At 51.6% G+C, this 16,986-nt stretch carries 17 protein-coding genes; 11 read left to right on the top strand and 6 right to left on the bottom strand.

What is annotated here, in order from left to right; translation table 11 throughout:
• Nucleotides 1-444 precede the first annotated feature (444 nt).
• A complete protein-coding gene (locus ACLI1M_RS11880; protein WP_239274684.1) occupies nt 445-1,689 on the top strand; it encodes an IS256 family transposase in 1,245 nt (414 codons plus the stop codon).
• 117 nt (nt 1,690-1,806) lie between these two features.
• On the opposite strand, the gene ACLI1M_RS11875 is transcribed toward ACLI1M_RS11880, so the two are convergent.
• From ACLI1M_RS11875 to ACLI1M_RS11865, 3 genes are all read right to left on the bottom strand, one after another.
• Nucleotides 1,807-2,346, bottom strand: a complete 540-nt coding sequence (locus ACLI1M_RS11875) for a hypothetical protein (RefSeq protein ID WP_411706752.1) — start codon at nt 2,344-2,346, stop codon at nt 1,807-1,809.
• Nucleotides 2,347-2,789: 443 nt separating this feature from the next.
• Complete coding sequence (locus ACLI1M_RS11870) at nt 2,790-3,032, bottom strand: hypothetical protein (protein ID WP_046202909.1); 243 nt, start codon at nt 3,030-3,032, stop codon at nt 2,790-2,792.
• Nucleotides 3,029-3,274 (bottom strand): CopG family transcriptional regulator, encoded by a 246-nt coding sequence (locus ACLI1M_RS11865; RefSeq protein ID WP_046202910.1) that lies wholly within the window; start codon nt 3,272-3,274, stop codon nt 3,029-3,031. Before ACLI1M_RS11865 ends, ACLI1M_RS11870 begins: the two co-directional genes overlap by 4 nt.
• 381 nt (nt 3,275-3,655) lie before the next feature.
• On the opposite strand from ACLI1M_RS11865, the gene ACLI1M_RS11860 reads away from it, so the two are divergent.
• Together ACLI1M_RS11860 and ACLI1M_RS11855 are read left to right on the top strand one after the other, a co-directional pair.
• Entirely contained in the window at nt 3,656-4,075 is a 420-nt protein-coding gene (locus ACLI1M_RS11860; RefSeq protein WP_049377187.1) for a hypothetical protein, read from the top strand.
• Nucleotides 4,076-4,079: 4 nt separating this feature from the next.
• Nucleotides 4,080-4,499 carry a hypothetical protein gene (locus tag ACLI1M_RS11855; RefSeq protein WP_200288447.1) on the top strand — a complete coding sequence of 140 codons (420 nt, stop codon included), beginning with the start codon at nt 4,080-4,082 and terminating at the stop codon, nt 4,497-4,499.
• A gap of 535 nt (nt 4,500-5,034) precedes the next feature.
• On the opposite strand, the gene ACLI1M_RS11850 is transcribed toward ACLI1M_RS11855, so the two are convergent.
• Nucleotides 5,035-5,271 (bottom strand): hypothetical protein, encoded by a 237-nt coding sequence (locus ACLI1M_RS11850; protein ID WP_411706751.1) that lies wholly within the window; start codon nt 5,269-5,271, stop codon nt 5,035-5,037.
• Between the two features lie 308 nt (nt 5,272-5,579).
• On the opposite strand from ACLI1M_RS11850, the gene ACLI1M_RS11845 reads away from it, so the two are divergent.
• The 6 genes from ACLI1M_RS11845 (at nt 5,580) to ACLI1M_RS11820 (ending at nt 12,845) form a co-directional block, all read left to right on the top strand.
• Nucleotides 5,580-6,224, top strand: a complete 645-nt coding sequence (locus ACLI1M_RS11845; protein WP_411706749.1) for an LGFP repeat-containing protein — start codon at nt 5,580-5,582, stop codon at nt 6,222-6,224.
• Nucleotides 6,225-6,228: 4 nt separating this feature from the next.
• Nucleotides 6,229-6,885, top strand: a complete 657-nt coding sequence (locus tag ACLI1M_RS11840; protein ID WP_411706748.1) for a hypothetical protein — start codon at nt 6,229-6,231, stop codon at nt 6,883-6,885.
• 41 nt (nt 6,886-6,926) lie between these two features.
• A complete protein-coding gene (locus ACLI1M_RS11835; RefSeq protein WP_200288449.1) occupies nt 6,927-7,820 on the top strand; it encodes an AbfB domain-containing protein in 894 nt (297 codons plus the stop codon).
• Between the two features lie 111 nt (nt 7,821-7,931).
• Complete coding sequence (locus tag ACLI1M_RS11830; protein WP_411706747.1) at nt 7,932-11,783, top strand: hypothetical protein; 3,852 nt, start codon at nt 7,932-7,934, stop codon at nt 11,781-11,783.
• 90 nt (nt 11,784-11,873) lie between these two features.
• A complete protein-coding gene (locus ACLI1M_RS11825; RefSeq protein ID WP_411706746.1) occupies nt 11,874-12,275 on the top strand; it encodes a hypothetical protein in 402 nt (133 codons plus the stop codon).
• A 105-nt stretch (nt 12,276-12,380) separates the two neighbouring features.
• Nucleotides 12,381-12,845: a hypothetical protein gene (locus ACLI1M_RS11820; protein WP_411706745.1), complete on the top strand. Its 465-nt coding sequence runs from the start codon at nt 12,381-12,383 to the stop codon at nt 12,843-12,845.
• 490 nt (nt 12,846-13,335) lie between these two features.
• Here the strand turns inward: ACLI1M_RS11820 and ACLI1M_RS11815 are convergent, their stop codons facing one another.
• Nucleotides 13,336-13,854, bottom strand: coding sequence for a MarR family winged helix-turn-helix transcriptional regulator (locus tag ACLI1M_RS11815; RefSeq protein ID WP_411706744.1), 519 nt, complete (start codon nt 13,852-13,854; stop codon nt 13,336-13,338).
• A gap of 33 nt (nt 13,855-13,887) precedes the next feature.
• Between ACLI1M_RS11815 and ACLI1M_RS11810 the strand changes: the two genes are divergently transcribed.
• Both ACLI1M_RS11810 and ACLI1M_RS11805 read left to right on the top strand, forming a co-directional pair.
• Nucleotides 13,888-14,835 (top strand): NAD(P)/FAD-dependent oxidoreductase, encoded by a 948-nt coding sequence (locus ACLI1M_RS11810; protein WP_411706743.1) that lies wholly within the window; start codon nt 13,888-13,890, stop codon nt 14,833-14,835.
• An 830-nt stretch (nt 14,836-15,665) separates the two neighbouring features.
• Nucleotides 15,666-16,391 carry a hypothetical protein gene (locus ACLI1M_RS11805; protein WP_411706742.1) on the top strand — a complete coding sequence of 242 codons (726 nt, stop codon included), beginning with the start codon at nt 15,666-15,668 and terminating at the stop codon, nt 16,389-16,391.
• Nucleotides 16,392-16,662: 271 nt separating this feature from the next.
• Here the strand turns inward: ACLI1M_RS11805 and ACLI1M_RS11800 are convergent, their stop codons facing one another.
• Nucleotides 16,663-16,893 carry a hypothetical protein gene (locus tag ACLI1M_RS11800; protein WP_070731439.1) on the bottom strand — a complete coding sequence of 77 codons (231 nt, stop codon included), beginning with the start codon at nt 16,891-16,893 and terminating at the stop codon, nt 16,663-16,665.
• Nucleotides 16,894-16,986: the final 93 nt, after the last annotated feature.

Genomic DNA, 16,986 nt, shown 5'->3' with positions numbered 1-16,986 from the left:
AAAGCAAGAATAGATTTAGGGAGCATTTATCCAGGTAGCGACATGCGCATGTGTGTATATCATGCTATACGGAGGGAAACCATTAAGTAGAGAGCTGAACCAAAATCCCCTTATGCGCATGTACTGATATACATATATACATATATGCTCATCTCGAAATTTAAAGCTATCCACTTGCCGAGGGATATTCCGGTTGCGGGCGCGTGTGAAGGCGGTATGGTTATAGGTGTCCGCAGCGCACCTCCCCCCGGCGCATAGTCGGACGGAAGGAAAATAAAAAAGCCACAATCCCCCGCAGGTGGCTTCTCCCCTCAGTGCGGTTGCGTCCCCTAACGTGGTGTATCTGTAGCCCGCGGTAAGTCTTGTGCCGGTGTGCATGAAGGCGACCACCGCGGGTACCTTTCGAATCAACTCTTACCTATCCTCGAAAGGAAGTAACCCGCGATGGCCACTGACCCTCATCATATCGATCCGACCGCGTATCTCGAAGAGCTACTGACTCAAGCGTCCCCAGATTTGATGCGCCAAATGCTCACTGACTTCATCAACCAGATTCTTTCCGCCCAAGCAGACACCGTCTGCGGGGCTGATTACGCCACCGTGTCAGCCGAGCGCACCAACACACGTAATGGCTACCGTCATCGCCAACTTGATACCCGAGTCGGCAGCATTGATGTGGCAATCCCGAAGCTACGCACCGGCGCATTTTTCCCTGACTGGCTGCTAGAGCGCCGCAGCCGCACCGAGCGTGCCCTGACCACAGTCATCGCCACCTGTTACCTGAAAGGAGTCTCCACTCGCAGGATGAACGACCTGGTGGCCACCCTTGGGATCAACAACTTGTCGAAGTCTCAGGTCAGCCAGATGGCCAAAGAACTCGATGACATGGTCGATGACTTCCGCACCCGCCGGCTTGACCAAGGCCCCTACCACTTTGTCTCCTGCGACGCGCTGACAATGAAGGTGCGGGAAGGCGGACGTGTCGTAAAGACCAGCGTGTTGCTGGCCACAGGTGTCAACGCTGACGGCTACCGAGAGCTTTTGGGCATGCAGGTTGCCACCGCGGAATCTACCGCGTCGTGGACCGGGTTCTTTCGGGACCTCATCGCCCGTGGCCTGACCGGGGTATTCCTCGTTACTAGTGATGCCCATCTTGGTATTCAAGCAGCCGTGGGTGACTGCCTGCCGCAGGCTAGTTGGCAGCGGTGTCGAACGCACTTCGCGAAGAACCTCTCGGCCCAGGTTCCCAAAACCCAATGGCCGACTCTGTCAGCGATGTTTCACACAATCTTTCAGCAACCCGATGCCGCTAGTGTGTGGGCCCAAGCTCGTGAGGTTATTGAATTCTGCCAGCAGAAATTCCCTCGCGTTGCCACCTACCTCGAGGAGTGTCTCGACGAGCTGTTGGCGTTTACCGCTGCGCCGAGAGCGGTGTGGACCAAAATCTGGTCGAATAACCCCACTGAACGGCTCAATAGGGAGATCCGCCGGCGTACCGATGTCGTAGGAATCTTCCCAAACCGAGACGCTGTTGTGCGCCTTGTTGGGGCGGTTTTGGCCGAACAGCACGATGACTGGATCCAACAGAAGCGTTATATGTCACTGACCAGCCTGGCACAGACCAAAGAGATCATCGCCGCTGGGGTCATCGACGAGGACCGCGACAACAACCAGGAGATCGCCGCGTGAATACCCTCACCCCTTATCCCCGAGATGGCCCCTAAACCACCGCCATGAAACTAACCCCAGATTCGAAAACAGATACACCACTACCCAGGACTTGACCAGCGGCATTCGCAATTTATTTTACGATCCTGCATGGACCGATTTGATTTTCCTTGACGCAAACGCAGCGCATATAAGCGATGCCGATTGGATCCCCAATTGCAGCACGTACGTTACAGGGCCTTTTAGACCGGATAGATCAAACGCTGCTAGCCCAAAGGCCGCAGCGCATATCAGGAGGAGACAGATGGCAGCGCTCAGGGCTCCGTCAGATGCCACAAAATAGATGCCAACACATATTCCCCACACGAAAAGAATGGGGATTAAAACTGCGAATTTCACCTCTATAAACCACTCCTGCTCAAGAGTGGCTGCGCTAGTCATCGCATAGAGAAGAATTTGAATAAAGACGAGTGCAACGTTTCCGTAGAGGGGTTTCCCCACTGCCTTTCTAAATTTCACCCACCGATTCTTCTTTTCTTCGCCCCCTTCACGGTTCTCACATTCTGATTCTTCAACCCTTTCATTTTCTGGAAAGACTTTTTGAAGCAAGTACAGAACAAAGAATGCAAAAAGTCCCTGCATCAATTTCATGAAGAAGGAATCATTTGGTTTCTTCACGAGTTGTCAATCCCCTTGGTCGCCGACCATCGCCCTTAGCATCTATAGAGTGCACCCTATTAATAAAACGGAAGACTCCGTACTAAACGCAACTTACTGCGCTTTATTGGGTCAAGATCCGGATTCTCATTCCGAAATTATTGCCCCCACATTGAGTGCTTAATAAGCAACCCCTTAAAAAGTGGAACACCATTACTGGACATTAGGGTACAGCGCGACAAACTGGAAACCGCTAGTAAGAAACGCGCAAAAGCTGCGAGGAGTGTCCGGCTGACTATCGCGGGTGTTTATTCAAGCAGAAGCGGAGATAGGTGGGTGGCTGACTATTCAGAGCGAGATGAAAGAGTTTGGAGTATTGAGGCAGACTATTAATCACGCGTCAAAGGCAGCGGGAATCTCCCCTAGGGGACGCAGGCGAAAGCCGGACTAAACGTATCAGAACGTTATTCGAGGAGCTTGCTGTAGTGCGGGCGAGCTTTCATCACATGGATTAATAGTTCGTCCCCATCGGAGGCAACAACAACGACGGTTTCCAGCAGTCGAGCATGGGTATCAAAACCGAGGCGGAGTTCCCTCCACTGGCCAGGGTTATCGTCAAGAGGCTCTATCCACAGCGGATAGGAAGCTGCATGGATTCCATCGGCTTCTGCGATACCGTGCTTAGTGGCAGATTTGGCTGCTTTCATGCTGCCGTGAGCGTGCTGATCGCTTGGCGAACAAGCTCAGATCGGGTGAGATTCTTTTTCGTAGCTAGGCGATCTAGAGCGCTAAGTTCATCGACAGTGAGGCGTACAGCAACGACCTGAGCAGGCTCCGCCCCGCGACCGGGGCGTCCGCGTCCGCGCTTTTTCAACACTTCTGGATCGTAGCCTTCTTCCGCTTCGGAAACCCACGTGTCGAGTTGATCTTGAGTGATGTTCACAGGCATGAAAATATCGTATAACGAAAATTGTTTACTGTCGATACATTCCGCATTAACACCCGGCGGAAGTCAAACTCCCACAGGAGTGACGTAAGGGGCGATCCCGGAGTAGGGGGGTCACACCATAAGCAATATACGGTTCTTCTTCCGTTAGGCAGTTAGATAACCTCTCACTTGAAGAAGACTGGTCAGTGAGGGGTTCTTATAGGCTTTGGGAGTTTTGGCGGTATTTGTTTATCGATGTGCTGTTTCATTTCCGAACCTAAACTTCTATTAATGGGGAATACTGCCAGCTACACGGATGTGTGACCTGACAGCTTCGTTGAATTCGTCGTAGACTGAGCAGGCCTCATACGTCTCATCAATACCTAATTAAGTAGGAGCAAAATGAGTTCTTATAAAGACATCACGACTTTCTCCACTCCCATGCTCGTCAAGTCTCTGGATACGTTGGAGATTTCTGCGGGAGAGGACAACGGCAAGTGGGGCTCCCAATTTCCGCAAGGTGTTGCCATCTTCGTTCCCGACGGCGAGTATTTTACTGTTCGCATTGAGTCTTTTGGAACAATCCCGTCGGACAAGAAGCTGGTGGCAATGAACGCTATTAATGCGACGAATGACAACCTGGCTTTCGGCAAAGTGGTTCCTAATCTCATCGAGGGACGCCGGACGATTGTCTTCCGCAATCACTTCAACTTCACCCAAGGTGTGTCCCAATTCCAGCTGGATACGCTCATCGACGCCAGCTTGCATGTCGGGTTCAACGCGCTGGGAAAGATTGAAGAACTTTTTGAAGGAACGGAGTAAGACCATGGGACTGTTTGGAAAGAAGAAGCCAGCGTTGCGTGAAGCATCCGTCGAATCTATTGGGGAGGCGCTTTCTACCCAGGGGCTTGACTGCTCGCAGTTGTCGACTGGTGGGTTGCTGACTCAGGTCAATGGGGTTCCTATCTACATCGTTGATCAGGACACGAACATTGGTATTGGTGGGATGATCCAGGCGCGTCAGTCCGAAGCCGAGGATCTTAATTGGATTAGCGACTTTAATAATCGTGCGCTGTGGCCGGTTGTCTTCCGTGCAGACCAGCAGACTGCGAGTGTTATCCACGCTGAGCATCGAATCATTAAATACCTTGAGTACTCCGAAGCACAGTTGCGTGACGAAGCTCTGCTTGGAGCCCAGCTTGTTGCGGAAACCTTGCTGCGCTATAGCGAAGAGCATCCGCAGTAGATCGCCAGCTAATAAAACTTTTGACATGAGCAAACAAGTGCGATGAGTTTTTGAAGACCGGATGCGGCGATTAACCCGTTGCGTATAGTTCTAGGTTTGGGGCTGCTGCGGAAGTCGCGGGGCGTGACTTCCTTGCCCCGTGTGATTGTCACGTCCTGGTGCTCGTTTGCGCGTGAGCGCTTTTTTGTTACGCATACTGATACGCGAATGCGCCGGCGAATTGCCTGATACAAACGCCCTGCTATCTGCTCACAAGTGTTCACGCCCCTGACCACGACCTATGGTCGCTGGCGTGCCCAGATTCATGGTACAAGGGTTCAGTAATAAGCAATATACGGTTCCTCTGCCGCCAGGCAGTTAGATAGAACCTCACGTGAAGGAAACCTTTCCTTAATTACCGAGCTTTGACACCAGCAGGGGACCTCCGGGAGCCTGTATCGTTACAGGAAATGTTGAAGTACTGGGGATTTTCCTTTATTGAACGCCTTCCAGCCGCTCTTTGAGGCTGGTGGCTAAGCCTAGAAGTTCATCTAGGCTATCTGCGGGTCGCCGTTGGCAACAGATTTCGTTGCGCCGCGCGCACGGACTTAGCGAGTATGCCGGCATCGCGGGCCAGTGGGGAAGTAGCTGACAGTTCTGCCAGTATTGCTTGCAAGTGTTTGGCTGCGCTGTTGGCGGCGTCTAGCGCGTACTCGTAGTCTCCATCTTCGCCGTGGGCTTTGATAAACAAGGTGCACAGGTACTCCTGGGTTTCATGAACAATGTCAGCCACCGCTTCACCCACCTAAGTGCATCGTTGACGTGCAATGTGTACACTGCCCAGCCTGAATGTGCAGTGTAAATGTTTAGTTTAGGGTTATATATACCCCTTATATAGGTTATTTTGACCGCCTTTCGCGAGACGCGAAAATCGAGTCTGTACATGTGTCTATCTGGCGTTTTAGCGAATTATTTAGTTTTAGAGAAAGTTTCTAAACACATATCTATGGACTGTGTATAACCGTAGCGATACCCTAACTCCGGCTGCCAATTATCTGGTGTTCAGCTGTTTTTAAATACGGTGGCGTGAAAGGGCTACGGATGAAATTCGCTAAGAAGTTGACTGCAACTATTGCGGTATGTGCAAGTGTTACTTTTGCTGGTGCTGGTGTTTCAAGTGCCAAGGTTTTTCACGGTCATTGGATTGGTGGTCGTATTGAAGAGGCGTATCACCGGCTCGGTGGGTGGAAGACTTTTGGTGACGCTACAACTGATGAGCGTGTAGCTAAAAATAATGGTCGGTTCCAGGTGTTCGCTAAGGATGCCTCCATTTATTGGCATGCTGGTGTTGATAATGGAATTGCTCACCAGGTAGGTGGGCGTATTCGCAACAAGTGGGGAGATCTTGGCTGGGAAGGCGCGGCCTTGGGATATCCCATTACGGATGAGTTGAAGACCCCTGATGGCAAGGGGCGGTTTAACCATTTCCAGGGCGGGTCTATCTACTGGTCGCCAGAGACTGATGCTCATCAAGTGTGGGGAGGAATTCGCGATAAATGGGCTCAGCAAGGCTGGGAGACCGGTGATCTAGGGTACCCAACCACTGATGAGTTGCTTACCCCAGAAAAGACTGGGCGCTACAACCATTTTCAAGGCGGGTCTATCTACTGGTCACAAGCTAGCGGGGTCCATAGTATTTCTGGCCCCATTCGGGATTTTTGGGGGAAGTCAGGGCTGGGAGCGTAGCTCGTTGAAGTTTCCCACATCGGAAAAATACGCTGCAGGCGGAGGCATAAAGCAGGATTTCCAGGGCGGGTCTATTCAGTATTTTAAGCCTACTGGCAAGGCCCTAGAGGCTTATGACAATCAGAATATTTCGAGTTACCGTCAGATTTATCCACTGTTTAACACCACCGACTTCAAGCGGTGGCATGCAGCCGGGGTCTATCGTGAAGTTATCCAAAACATGGATAAATACTTTCCCCTCTCCGGGTGTCCTGACGAAATTACTGAGGGCTCCGTATGCACTTTTACAGGTGTGGGCGGAGCTAAAAGCAAAGTAACCGTAGAGCGTATCTCTGATGAGGGATTCTCACTGGTTACTGCTAGTGATCATCCTGAAGGCGGCGGCAGAACACTAAACATCCGATTCGATGAAGTAACTTCCCCCAATGCAGATGATGACAATGTTGTCTTTGACAACGACAGCGTAGAAAATTCCTACATCGGCTCTGACAAAACATGGGTTCGTCTCGTAGTCGAATCCTTTGGTCCGACACAGACCTCAAAGGTTCAAGGTCCTTTTAGCTCCGATCACATTGGTTCACAGGTATGGAGCAAGTTTGCCGGAACTGTGCGTTCAACAATTAATTCCTCTTCGACGACGTATATCCCGTTGTCGAAGTAACCACGGTGTTCAACTACGTACCTAAAAGCAAGGAGCCTATTGTGAATTCTTTTATCCAACGCTTATCTATCGGAGTACTTACCTGCATAGTTTCTGCTGGTCTTGCTACCTCTCCCGCAGTAGCAGAAACGCCTGTGAACATCACAGCAGGCGACGGTGGCCTCGTTCAAAAAGACTGTGCTACTGGGGCGGAGTATGTGCGTATTGATTCTTCAGAGCTGGAAAATTCTAAAGCGTGCTTTTTCCTTACAAAGCCCACAGGCTGGGTGGCCGTAAACATTACGGGATCGTATGGAGTTGTCAATCGCTTAAAAGTACCGGTTTCAGTGGCCTTTAAATTGCCTGATGGTGATGTGTACTGGCAGCGAGTAGTGGAACCAGGAAAAATCCAAAGCATCGACGTTGGCAATAATCGTTCTACCGTTGTTGAAATGCAGGTCACCCCGGTAGCGACCTCAACCGGTGCTGGCACTGGCGACCTTAGCGTGGATACCGCCAACCCGCACGTGATCAGTATGCGTTCTGCTGGCCGATATGCCGGCGGAAAAATACTGCGATTGTCTTGGGCCGGAGTAGAACTATCAAGCATAGATAGAAACTCAGGCTTTAATGATCGCCTCGACGCGTCTTTTAAAGTAGTCCCAGCCCGCGATGGTTCTCAGTGCCTGTCCTTGGAAGCAGCTGCATATCCAGGCGTCTTCTTGACCATGCACTCTAACGGATCAGTAGCTGTTCAAAGCAACCCGAACGCCAAAGGTGCAACGTGGTGTCCTGCAAGTGTGGCAGAAACCCCCACAGGAACTCGCCTTGCTTCGGCACTAAATCAAAATCGTGTTCTCACAGCAAGTGGGACGCAAAAGGTTGCGACCACGACTTCTCGCACGAGTGAATCGGTGTGGTTTATCGACCAGGGCCTTGCCCTACCCGGGAAGTAAACGCAAAACATGTAATAAAAGGGCCGCCACTGTGTATGCCTTTTCAGGCTGCTTTCGTCGTAACGCGTAGCGCCCAATTAACCCATACCTTATAGATAAGAAAGTCCGCACATGCGCTACAAGCATCATCACCCTGCGAAGACAGTGACACATTGCGCTCGAAAAATCATGTCCGTTATCACCGCTGCTGCAGTAGGGCTTAGCCTTTCGTCAGCGCATGCGCTTGCCCAAGCAGATCAACGCGACCTGGGCGCTGAGATTGCTGATGAACAGCAAGCGCGAAACTATGCCATTGAAATGGTGAGCACCAACTTCCCTGCCTCGCAGGCAGCTGCTGAAGAAGTACTTCGGGGCGGGCAAGAAGAATTATCTGCTTATGCGAAATCAGGCATGGATGAGGCCCGCACTCAAGACCTTCGCCAAATAGTGGTGACAATCTCTTCACTATCTGAAGAAAACGTTCAAAACGCAGCCAAACAGGCACTTGATGCAGGTGATATCGACAGTCTCAGCAACTTTATCGATACTGGGTGGCAAACAGCCCAAACCGAAGACGATCGTGCAACCGCGTGGAAAGCTACCCAAGCACCAGAAGGAAGTGTCCTTAAAGCAGCAGCCGAAAAGGCACTATCTACAGACACTGAAGAAGCCCTAAGCGAGTTTGCAGCTACAGGTGCAGATAAAGCTCGCTGGGATGATAAACGACGCGAAGTCTACGAACTTTCCCGATCCCCACTCCCATCAGTTGCTGCAGGCGCTTCTGAAGCACTGATGACAGATACAGATACAGCAATTGAGTCGTATCTTCGCTATGGGCAGTTTGTTGATGCAGCCCAAGACTCAGAGAAGATGAGTATTACCGAACTGGTAGATACCGCTATCGAAGAGTCCGATAAAGCCGAGCGTGCTGCAAGCTTCGCTGCAACAAACGCTGACCAAGCCAGACGGGCAACAGAGGCATCTCGACAGGCTACTCAAAAGGCAAAAGATGAGGCACTAGCCGCCGATGCAGCACAAGTAAGGGCAGGCAATGCCGCCGCGTCGGCAGGAAAGCTTGCTAATCAGTCTGCCCAAGTAGCCGATAACGCAGTGGCTGCAGCAGCAGAAGCACGACAAGCCTTAGCGCAAACTGCCGATGCTCTAGCTCGTGCAGCCTCTGCTGCTTCTCGGGCACGTATTGCAGCCCAAGAAGCAGCATCCCGTGCTTCTGCGGCAGGCTATGACGCCTCCATGGCATCTCAAGCGCGGCAAGCAGCCGAACGAGCTCGTGATGCTGCACGGGCTGCTGACAAAGCCGCGCAATCTTTTGTCCACGCAGACGCTGCTGCCGGTTTTGCCCGCACCGCCAGTGGTGCCGCAGCCAGCGCTGCAAACAATGCTGATGCGGCAGCAGCCGCTGCATCCGAAGCAGCAGCCGCCGCAGGAGCTGGTGACCAAGCCGCTGCAGAAGCACGAGCAGGTGCCGCACGAGCACGAGCAGCAGCCTCTCGAGCACGCGCAGCCTCTAACGAAGTCGACGGAATCGTCAATCAGATTACCGAACTAGTACAAAAAGCCCGTACAGCTGCTCGACAAGCCGCCGATCACGCAAATAAAAGCGCCCAAGCCGCAGAAGACGCAGCACGAGAAGCCGGCAATGCCTCTGCCGCCGCACAACGAGCCGGTGCTAATGCTCAATCAGCCCAAGAAGCAGCCTTAAAATCTATCGAGGCCATCAACCTTGCCAATGACATCGCTAAACTTTCTCAAGAAGCTGCCACCCAGCGCCAAGAACAAGAAGCCCAATACCTTAAAGACCAAGCAATTCAAGCAAATGAAGATGAGGCCCGTGACGATAAATATAAAAGCGATCAACTAGATAGGCGTAAGAAATTTGAAGCAACGCTAAGGAAGTTGGGGGCGTATTCTGAGCTTGAAGAGTCGGCAGATGGCTCTGGGGCGAGCCTTTCTGAGCCAAGCGATATAAGTGAGCTTCGCGATGCAACGATTGCTGCAGCGATAGTCGGTGGTCCTTCCGTATCCGAAGCAGCGAAATTAGCTCTATCAAGCGGGAAAGATCAAGATCTTCGGCAGTTTGCTACAAACGGGTATTCTGCCGCGTTAATAGATGATGAGCGAAACCAACTCAGAACGTGGTGGGCAACCGACCCGAACGAGGAGGTCCGCAATGGAGCCGAGGAATGGGTAAATGCAGACGGTGCAGTCGTTCATTGGTTTGCAACCGACGAAGTGAAACGTCTTCGCACCCCTATTCTGCTTGAAAAGGCCTGGGGCCTCAAAGAAAACGCCGGAAAAGCAGTTCAGCAAGCTGCAGACGCAGCTATTTCCGAGGGAACATATGATGCTCTTGATGAGTTTGTCAACGGGACCGGCTATTCCAAAGCTCTCCATGAAGATCAACTCCAGCAAGCCTACGAATTGGAAAGAACAGGCGGACCGGAACTAAAAGCTGCTGCGGAAGCTGCCATTCTAGGAGACCGAGAAGGGCTCAATGAGTTCATCACCATCGAAGCAGCTCGAAAAAGCGCAAATGATGCCGAAAAGAACACCCATGACCAACAGGTCAACGCGCTGTTAGAGAAAGGCTTCTTTGCAGCTCACCGAGCAGCAGAGGAAGCCGCTAAGGCACAGCAGTCCTACTTTTCCGCCTATGGTGATGCTCGGAAAGCCGCATCATTTGCACAGGAAGCTACGAAATGGTCTGGCCGTGCCCAGCAATCAGCGCAACGAGCACATACGTCTTTGGCATCGGCGCAAGAATCACTGAATTTTGCAAAAGAACAGCAACAACGTGCACATACAGCCGCAAACCAAGCTGAACAAGCCGCAAACCAAGCGTCTGCGAATTCTAATCAAGCACAAAGCTTTGCTTTAGATGCCCACTTATCGGCTAATCAAGCACGATCCTCTGCAGAGCAAGCAAGAGGATCGGCTGCAGCGGCTGGTAAAGATGCTGCAGCCGCTGCGCAGGCTGCAGATTCTGCATACCAAGCAGCAACTGAAAAATGGCAAAACGAACAAGTAGAGCTTCAGGCCGCTTACGAAGCTGGAAAAATTCAAGACGGCGTAAACACAAGTTCACCCGGAATTCTCGAAAGCATAAAGGAAGCGATCGGAAAAGAAGCATTAAATCTTCTTCTTGATTTCATTGGGGTTACCGATGTTATTAACTGCTTCCATGGTGAGATTTCTGGTTGCCTATGGACAGCGGTAAGCCTGCTTCCAGTTTCGAAACTTCTAAAAGCAGGCAAAGCAATACCTGTCCTGCGTAGACTCTTAAGCAAAACTGGCGAAATCCGCCATTTGCTCAGCGCACGACGCGCCGAACGTTCAACCAAGCTTAAAGAACTTCACAACATCCCATCCTGCGGACTCGTTTCCCTCAGCTCATCTACCTCCCCCAAAAATCGAGTCCAATTTGCGGTAAATAGTACGAGCTTTCTTGAGCGCCTGCGTTTTGAAGAAATTGTAAGCACAAAATGCACTGTTGGTTCAATATCGGGAAGGATCTATCGAGGAGGCAACTACCATCAACTTATGACACGTGCTTGGACCAACCCACTTCAAGCATTCAGAGTCCAGCGGCACCACATCATTTCCTCTTCCGTGATCAAAAAAGAGGAGGCGTCACTTCCAAAAGGAATGAAGCCTAACAATGCTCCCGCAATTCAAATGGATCCAGCAGATCATAGGAATACGTTGTCCTGGGGAAACAGCGCTGCAGCAAAGAAATACCAAGAAGAGCAGGCCCAATTAGTTCGAGAAGGGAGAATTGATGAAGCATTTCAGCGTGAATATGAAGACATAAAAAGTACTTTTAATGGAAAATATGATCAGGCGCTAGACGAAATGATTGACGACGCCCTAGCTCGTGGTTTCCTAAGTAAAGACTTTCGGACCGGAAACACTCGAATTGCGGATAATCTGGCAATGGATTCAAACACCACTACACTTGCGGTATAGATTCCAGAACCCAGAGTCTTTGGCCCGCATGGAATTCTTCCAATCGCCACAGATCGATAAAAGTATCACCTATTAAGGAATGTGTAGAAAATGAAGTTCAATTTTGAGGTCCCTGAACCGTTGCAGCTGTCTGCGCCTGTTTCATACTACGAAGATCTTCTGTCTGATTACCGATACCGAGACATCTCATTTCTCAAAATGGACACTACGGGTCAGGTTCTTGGGGAATGTGTAATTGGGGGAATCAATTACACCATTAAGAGCTACGAGACTGCTGGATTGATTACCTCAATAGAAATCTTGGACGCGCGGGAGACAGATAGCTTCCTTGATATCCCACTGTCATTGTCAAGCCGAAAGTTTGTAAAAGCCCTAAAAGATGTGGGGATCGAATTTGAACACGACCGTGACGGCATAACCATTCCTCACGAAAATGGGACCATTGCTTTGTCATACCAATTCGGCAAAGTTGTGGCTATTTGCTGGGAATAACCAGCCAATTTCAATCACGCGAGTGCGCAGTCTGACTTACGCGACAGCCTAACCGAAGGCCTTGACGTACTAAACAACCGACGAAAAAGGAAGTGCATCGAGAAAATGAATATTGAAGGTACCTGCCCCTTGCCCGTAAAGCCCGGTATGACGGTGAACCAGGCCACTAAAGCATGCTATGACTCGGAATTAGGTGCGGATACGTATGAGGAACAGTTTGAAGGCTGGGTTGATATCGAAACACTCGAGCCTGGTGATCCTGGCCGCAAGATTGTGTGCTGCGTGGAAGACGGTAAATGCGTCACCGTTGAAATGAAGTACCTGGAGACGCCAATCACGGATACCTTCTATGGCGTTGACCATAATCGTCGCCCCGCCGAGACCCCACAGGCGAGAACCGAACGAGTCGCACAAGAGCTACAACGCCAAGGAATCCGCACCGAGATAAATGAGTTCCTCATCTTATTGCCTGACCACTTAGTCGCTATCGAAACCAACGAGTGCGTTGCCTGGTTTGATCCTGAATATTGGAGTCTTGAGGATTTTCTTGAAACGTCGTTCCTTGCCTAGTGAAAAGCAATCCTTGGATGTCAGCGAACGAGGCGACAGCGGCATGGTTTAACGAAAAATAGTTAGAATGCACACCAACTGTGATGACGGTTCCAGTTTCTCACTTTCTACTGCCCCGACTTTGCAACAGCACCAAGTATTCTGTGAGTGTCCGCTATGGGCCTCCCCCGAGCCTTGTCGGACGGAAGGAAAAGCCGCCCCCGAGCGGCTTCTCCCCAGTGCCCCCCCTTGTGAGCGCGGCCTGGGGAGTTTCCTTTATTGCGCGGATTCCAACTGCTCTTTGAGACTGGTGGCCAGACCCTGCTCGCGTCCTCGGTGTCGGTGTGAGCTTGTTCGCTATATGGCTCGTATTCTGGATCGCTACATGTCATCCCGCAGGCAGGGTTGCGGGACCCCGACGACCCCTGATTGGCACCCCAGAGTCGTCAATCGGCAGTAACGTCCAGTTTCAGCCACGCGGCTGCCTGATCAGGCTGGCGTCGAATCCCCACTATTGGGCACCCTCGTCTAGACCTGCTTCAGCGGGCTCAGCAATCAGACCGGCAATCTTCACCACGGCATCGTAGAGTTCAGTATCGCCGAAAACCGGACGGAGTAGACGAGCATGTTCGGCGAGCTCCAAACCAAAGGTCTGATCCACAGCGTGCTCCCCTCGGGGCGTGAGAGCTACTGATGCGGATCGCCGATCACCCGGAATGGAAGATCGCTGCAGTAGCTCCCGTTGCTCGAGACGCTTGAGATGCTTAGCCACCCCGGCTCGTGTCATTCCCAAATCGCGAGCGAGCTTTGCCCCGGTCACTTGCTCGTTACTGTGACGTAGAGGGACGAGAACTTCCAGCTCAGCGGGACTTAACTCTTGCTGTTCACAAGCCCTTTCCGAAGCGCGCTCCAGAGCCTCGTGGATCAGTTTGAAGCAGCCCACGACGGACATCGTCCGGTCGTCCAGATCGGGATTCTTGCTCAACCATCGTTCGATGACTTCGCCGCGGCATCCAGGGATCATACTCATCGCCTTATCGTTAACTAGTATACTATCGTGTGTATGTCCATCACACTACCAACGGAGGAATCAATGCAAGACATCGAACCCGAGGTTGTCATCATCGGTGCAGGCGCAGCTGGCCTAAGTGCTGGGCTCACGCTGGCCCGGGCCCGACGTCGGGTGCTCATCATTGACAGCGGTCTGCCTCGGAACCGTTTTGCTGAGCACTCACACGGATACCTCACCAGGGACGGGATGTCACCACAGCAGCTGCTGGAAAGTGGACGAGGCGAAGTTGAGTCCTACGGCGGGCAGATAGTCTCCGGGACCGTGCAGTCGATTGACGTATCGGAGCGGACCCCCAGCATCGGCTCATTGACACTGACGACCGGTTCCCACGTAGTGCGGCCGCGAGCCGTCCTTGTCGCGACCGGCATCACAGATATTCTTCCCAGCATTCCCGGCGTCGCCGAGGGGTGGGGACGCACAGTCCATCACTGCAGCTACTGCCACGGGGCGCAACTTGACCCCGCACAAGAAGTTGTTGTGCTCGGGGGCGACAATAAGCGCTTCGTCCTGAAGCAGACCAAGTTGTTGCGCCACTGGGTTAGTACAGTATCACTGGTCACCTGTGGAATGGACCTCACCGAGACGGAGTGGTCCGATCTGCGTCAGCGCGGCATCGATGTTCTCGAACAATCCGTTCATCACGTAGCGGACAACGAGGAGGGCGGATGCACGGTGACATTGGACAATGGAGACTCCAAGGGATCCGGAGCGGTTTTCGTCGGCCCTATCTTTAAGCCGAACGACCTGCTACTTCGCGGAGCTGGATGTGCTGTCGATGGCGACGACTGGATTCAAGTGGATCAACACGGGCGCACGAGCGTGCCGGGTATCTGGGCAGCTGGAAACGTCATTTCATCACCAGATCAGATCGTTAATGCCGCAGCAGCCGGTGCAACTGCGGCTATCAACATCAACGACACCCTGCTCGGCCTGGCCTGACAACCGTGGATCGAGGGCATTCCTGGTCCGGCCACTCACTGTGGCTTTCAACAGCGTCTTCCTTGGGCGGGATCTGTTAGCTGGAAGATCGTAGCGCTGCCTGGTGGGATGACAGCAACGGTGACGCCGACAAAGGAAAAACCGCCAACCAACAGGTTCTTTGACGCCCAATATTTGAGGATGAGGAAGACAAGAACGCAGGCTCTAAGGGCGGCGACCTGAACAACCCGTACTGCCACCACAGTGGACAGCACTGTCGTGTGGGCTGCGGTTGACACGGAGGACAAGCAACCTCTGAGCATGGAGAAGAAGCACACGGCGGACGCCTCACTCGCGGGCATGTTCACCCACACTATGCAAACCATGCCGGAGGAAAGCGACTACCTCATCCGCTGGTGGGCATGAATATACACGGCAGTATGCCCACTGTATATAAGGAGGACGCTTCACGAGAGACTCCTGGAGATCCACCATTTTTGACACCAGAAACTTGCGCTGACAAACCAGGTACACACCAGCTCGGCACTGTTTCAGAACTGGGCGATTTTAGCACTGAACTTGGAGCGAAGCATGGAAAGGTGTTCTAGTACGTTCGCATGCGGGTGTGACGAGAATCGCCACAAATGTGTTTCTAGTCACATTTAGCTGGTTCAACTTGCTATTGAGTAGAATGGGTGCTAGAATGAAAAATATATATTTTTCATTCTAGCACCCATTCTACTCGACGGATTTCTGTAATCGAAACTCCCAAAATTACCCCTTGCGAGGAGTGCTATCACCCCCATAACCTTGCCGTAAGATTAGAAAGTATTTCTACGAAAGGTTATGTCATGAATCTCTATACCAACCCTCTTACGTACACTGATGCGCGCAGAATCGTCGACGCACTTCCCCGCCCAAGAAGACAGACCTACTTAGACATCGCCAAAAAACATGCCGAGACTGAACAACGAATTATTATTTTGGCGGCTGAGTTGTACCTATGGAACGGATATCTCGCATCAGTTGTAGATAGAACGACAGGCGAAGTTGAAGTTTTGCTCCGAAATTTTATAGATCGGGCTTTAGCTCAATGGAACAGTAAATCACCACAAAATGGCTCCCCCGAATGGCTAACCAACCCCGAAGGAAAGCTGAAAGAGTTAGTTATCCCTTCCGAAGGTACGGCGCTGAAAGAATACGCCCACACGCAAACAGTCGAAGGAATTCCAACACATGACGATTATGTGGCAGGACTAACCTTTGGAAACTGGGTCCACCTATTGCCAAAGAAACACGCTCGCGAAAATAATGCACGCGTGATTCTCTGGAATGAAGCGTTCGCTCCCCATCTAAATTCCCCAGATAGAGTAGATTTTCAACAACGCGTAATGGCGATAAAGGATATCCGCAACCGCGCCACCCACAGACGTCCACTTATCAAAGACACTGACGCTGTCAGCAGAACGCACCAAGACTGCGTGACAATTGCCAAAGCTATAAACGAAGACCTAGGGATCTGGCTCCGAAACGAAAAATGGATCCCCCAGGCGCTTAAACAATCCCCATTGTTATAAAAAAGATGGCCCCCAGTTCAACTGAGGGCCAGAGCTTATTTGCCTTGCGGCTTGATGTTCACCAAGTTACACCTTTTCAAAAAAAAATACAACTTAACTTAAAGCCCATAACCTATCATCCCCTGCAGCGTCGCAGATTAACTCTCAGAGACGACGATCATGAACGTGATTGTGCGACCGGTTGAACCTCCGAGAATGGCCAGCACTTCACTAAGAGAACGAACACCCACCCCGAAGGGTGGGTGTTGTCGCATTGCCACACAAGAACGCTTTACTTCAAAGCACTATGCAAATGGCCGAGCTCATCCGGCACATTACGCACAACTAACGCGACATCACGAATCTCCACATGGAAAGGGCGTTTCAATGCCACTAAGCCCGCTTCAATCTCCGCCAACGCACGCTCTCGCTCCTGATCAGTCAAATCACTACGACCAATCCCCAAGCTTGCCAAAAAATCGCCCGAATGCTCCTGGCGATCGTCAAAAACAACTTCCTTCATTAGTGCCCCTCACAATCACGCTAAATTAATACTTCCCCTCCAATGTTACCCGCGAGACAAAAACCGCCAGCGCCCCAATGGGGTACACCCTAT

The organism is Corynebacterium sp. LaCa54, from assembly GCF_046717495.1.
In the GTDB taxonomy this organism is placed as follows: Bacteria; Actinomycetota; Actinomycetes; order Mycobacteriales; family Mycobacteriaceae; genus Corynebacterium; species Corynebacterium kefirresidentii.
The sequence above is the reverse complement of the archived record's forward strand: the minus strand, read 5'-3'. Positions and strand labels throughout refer to the sequence as shown.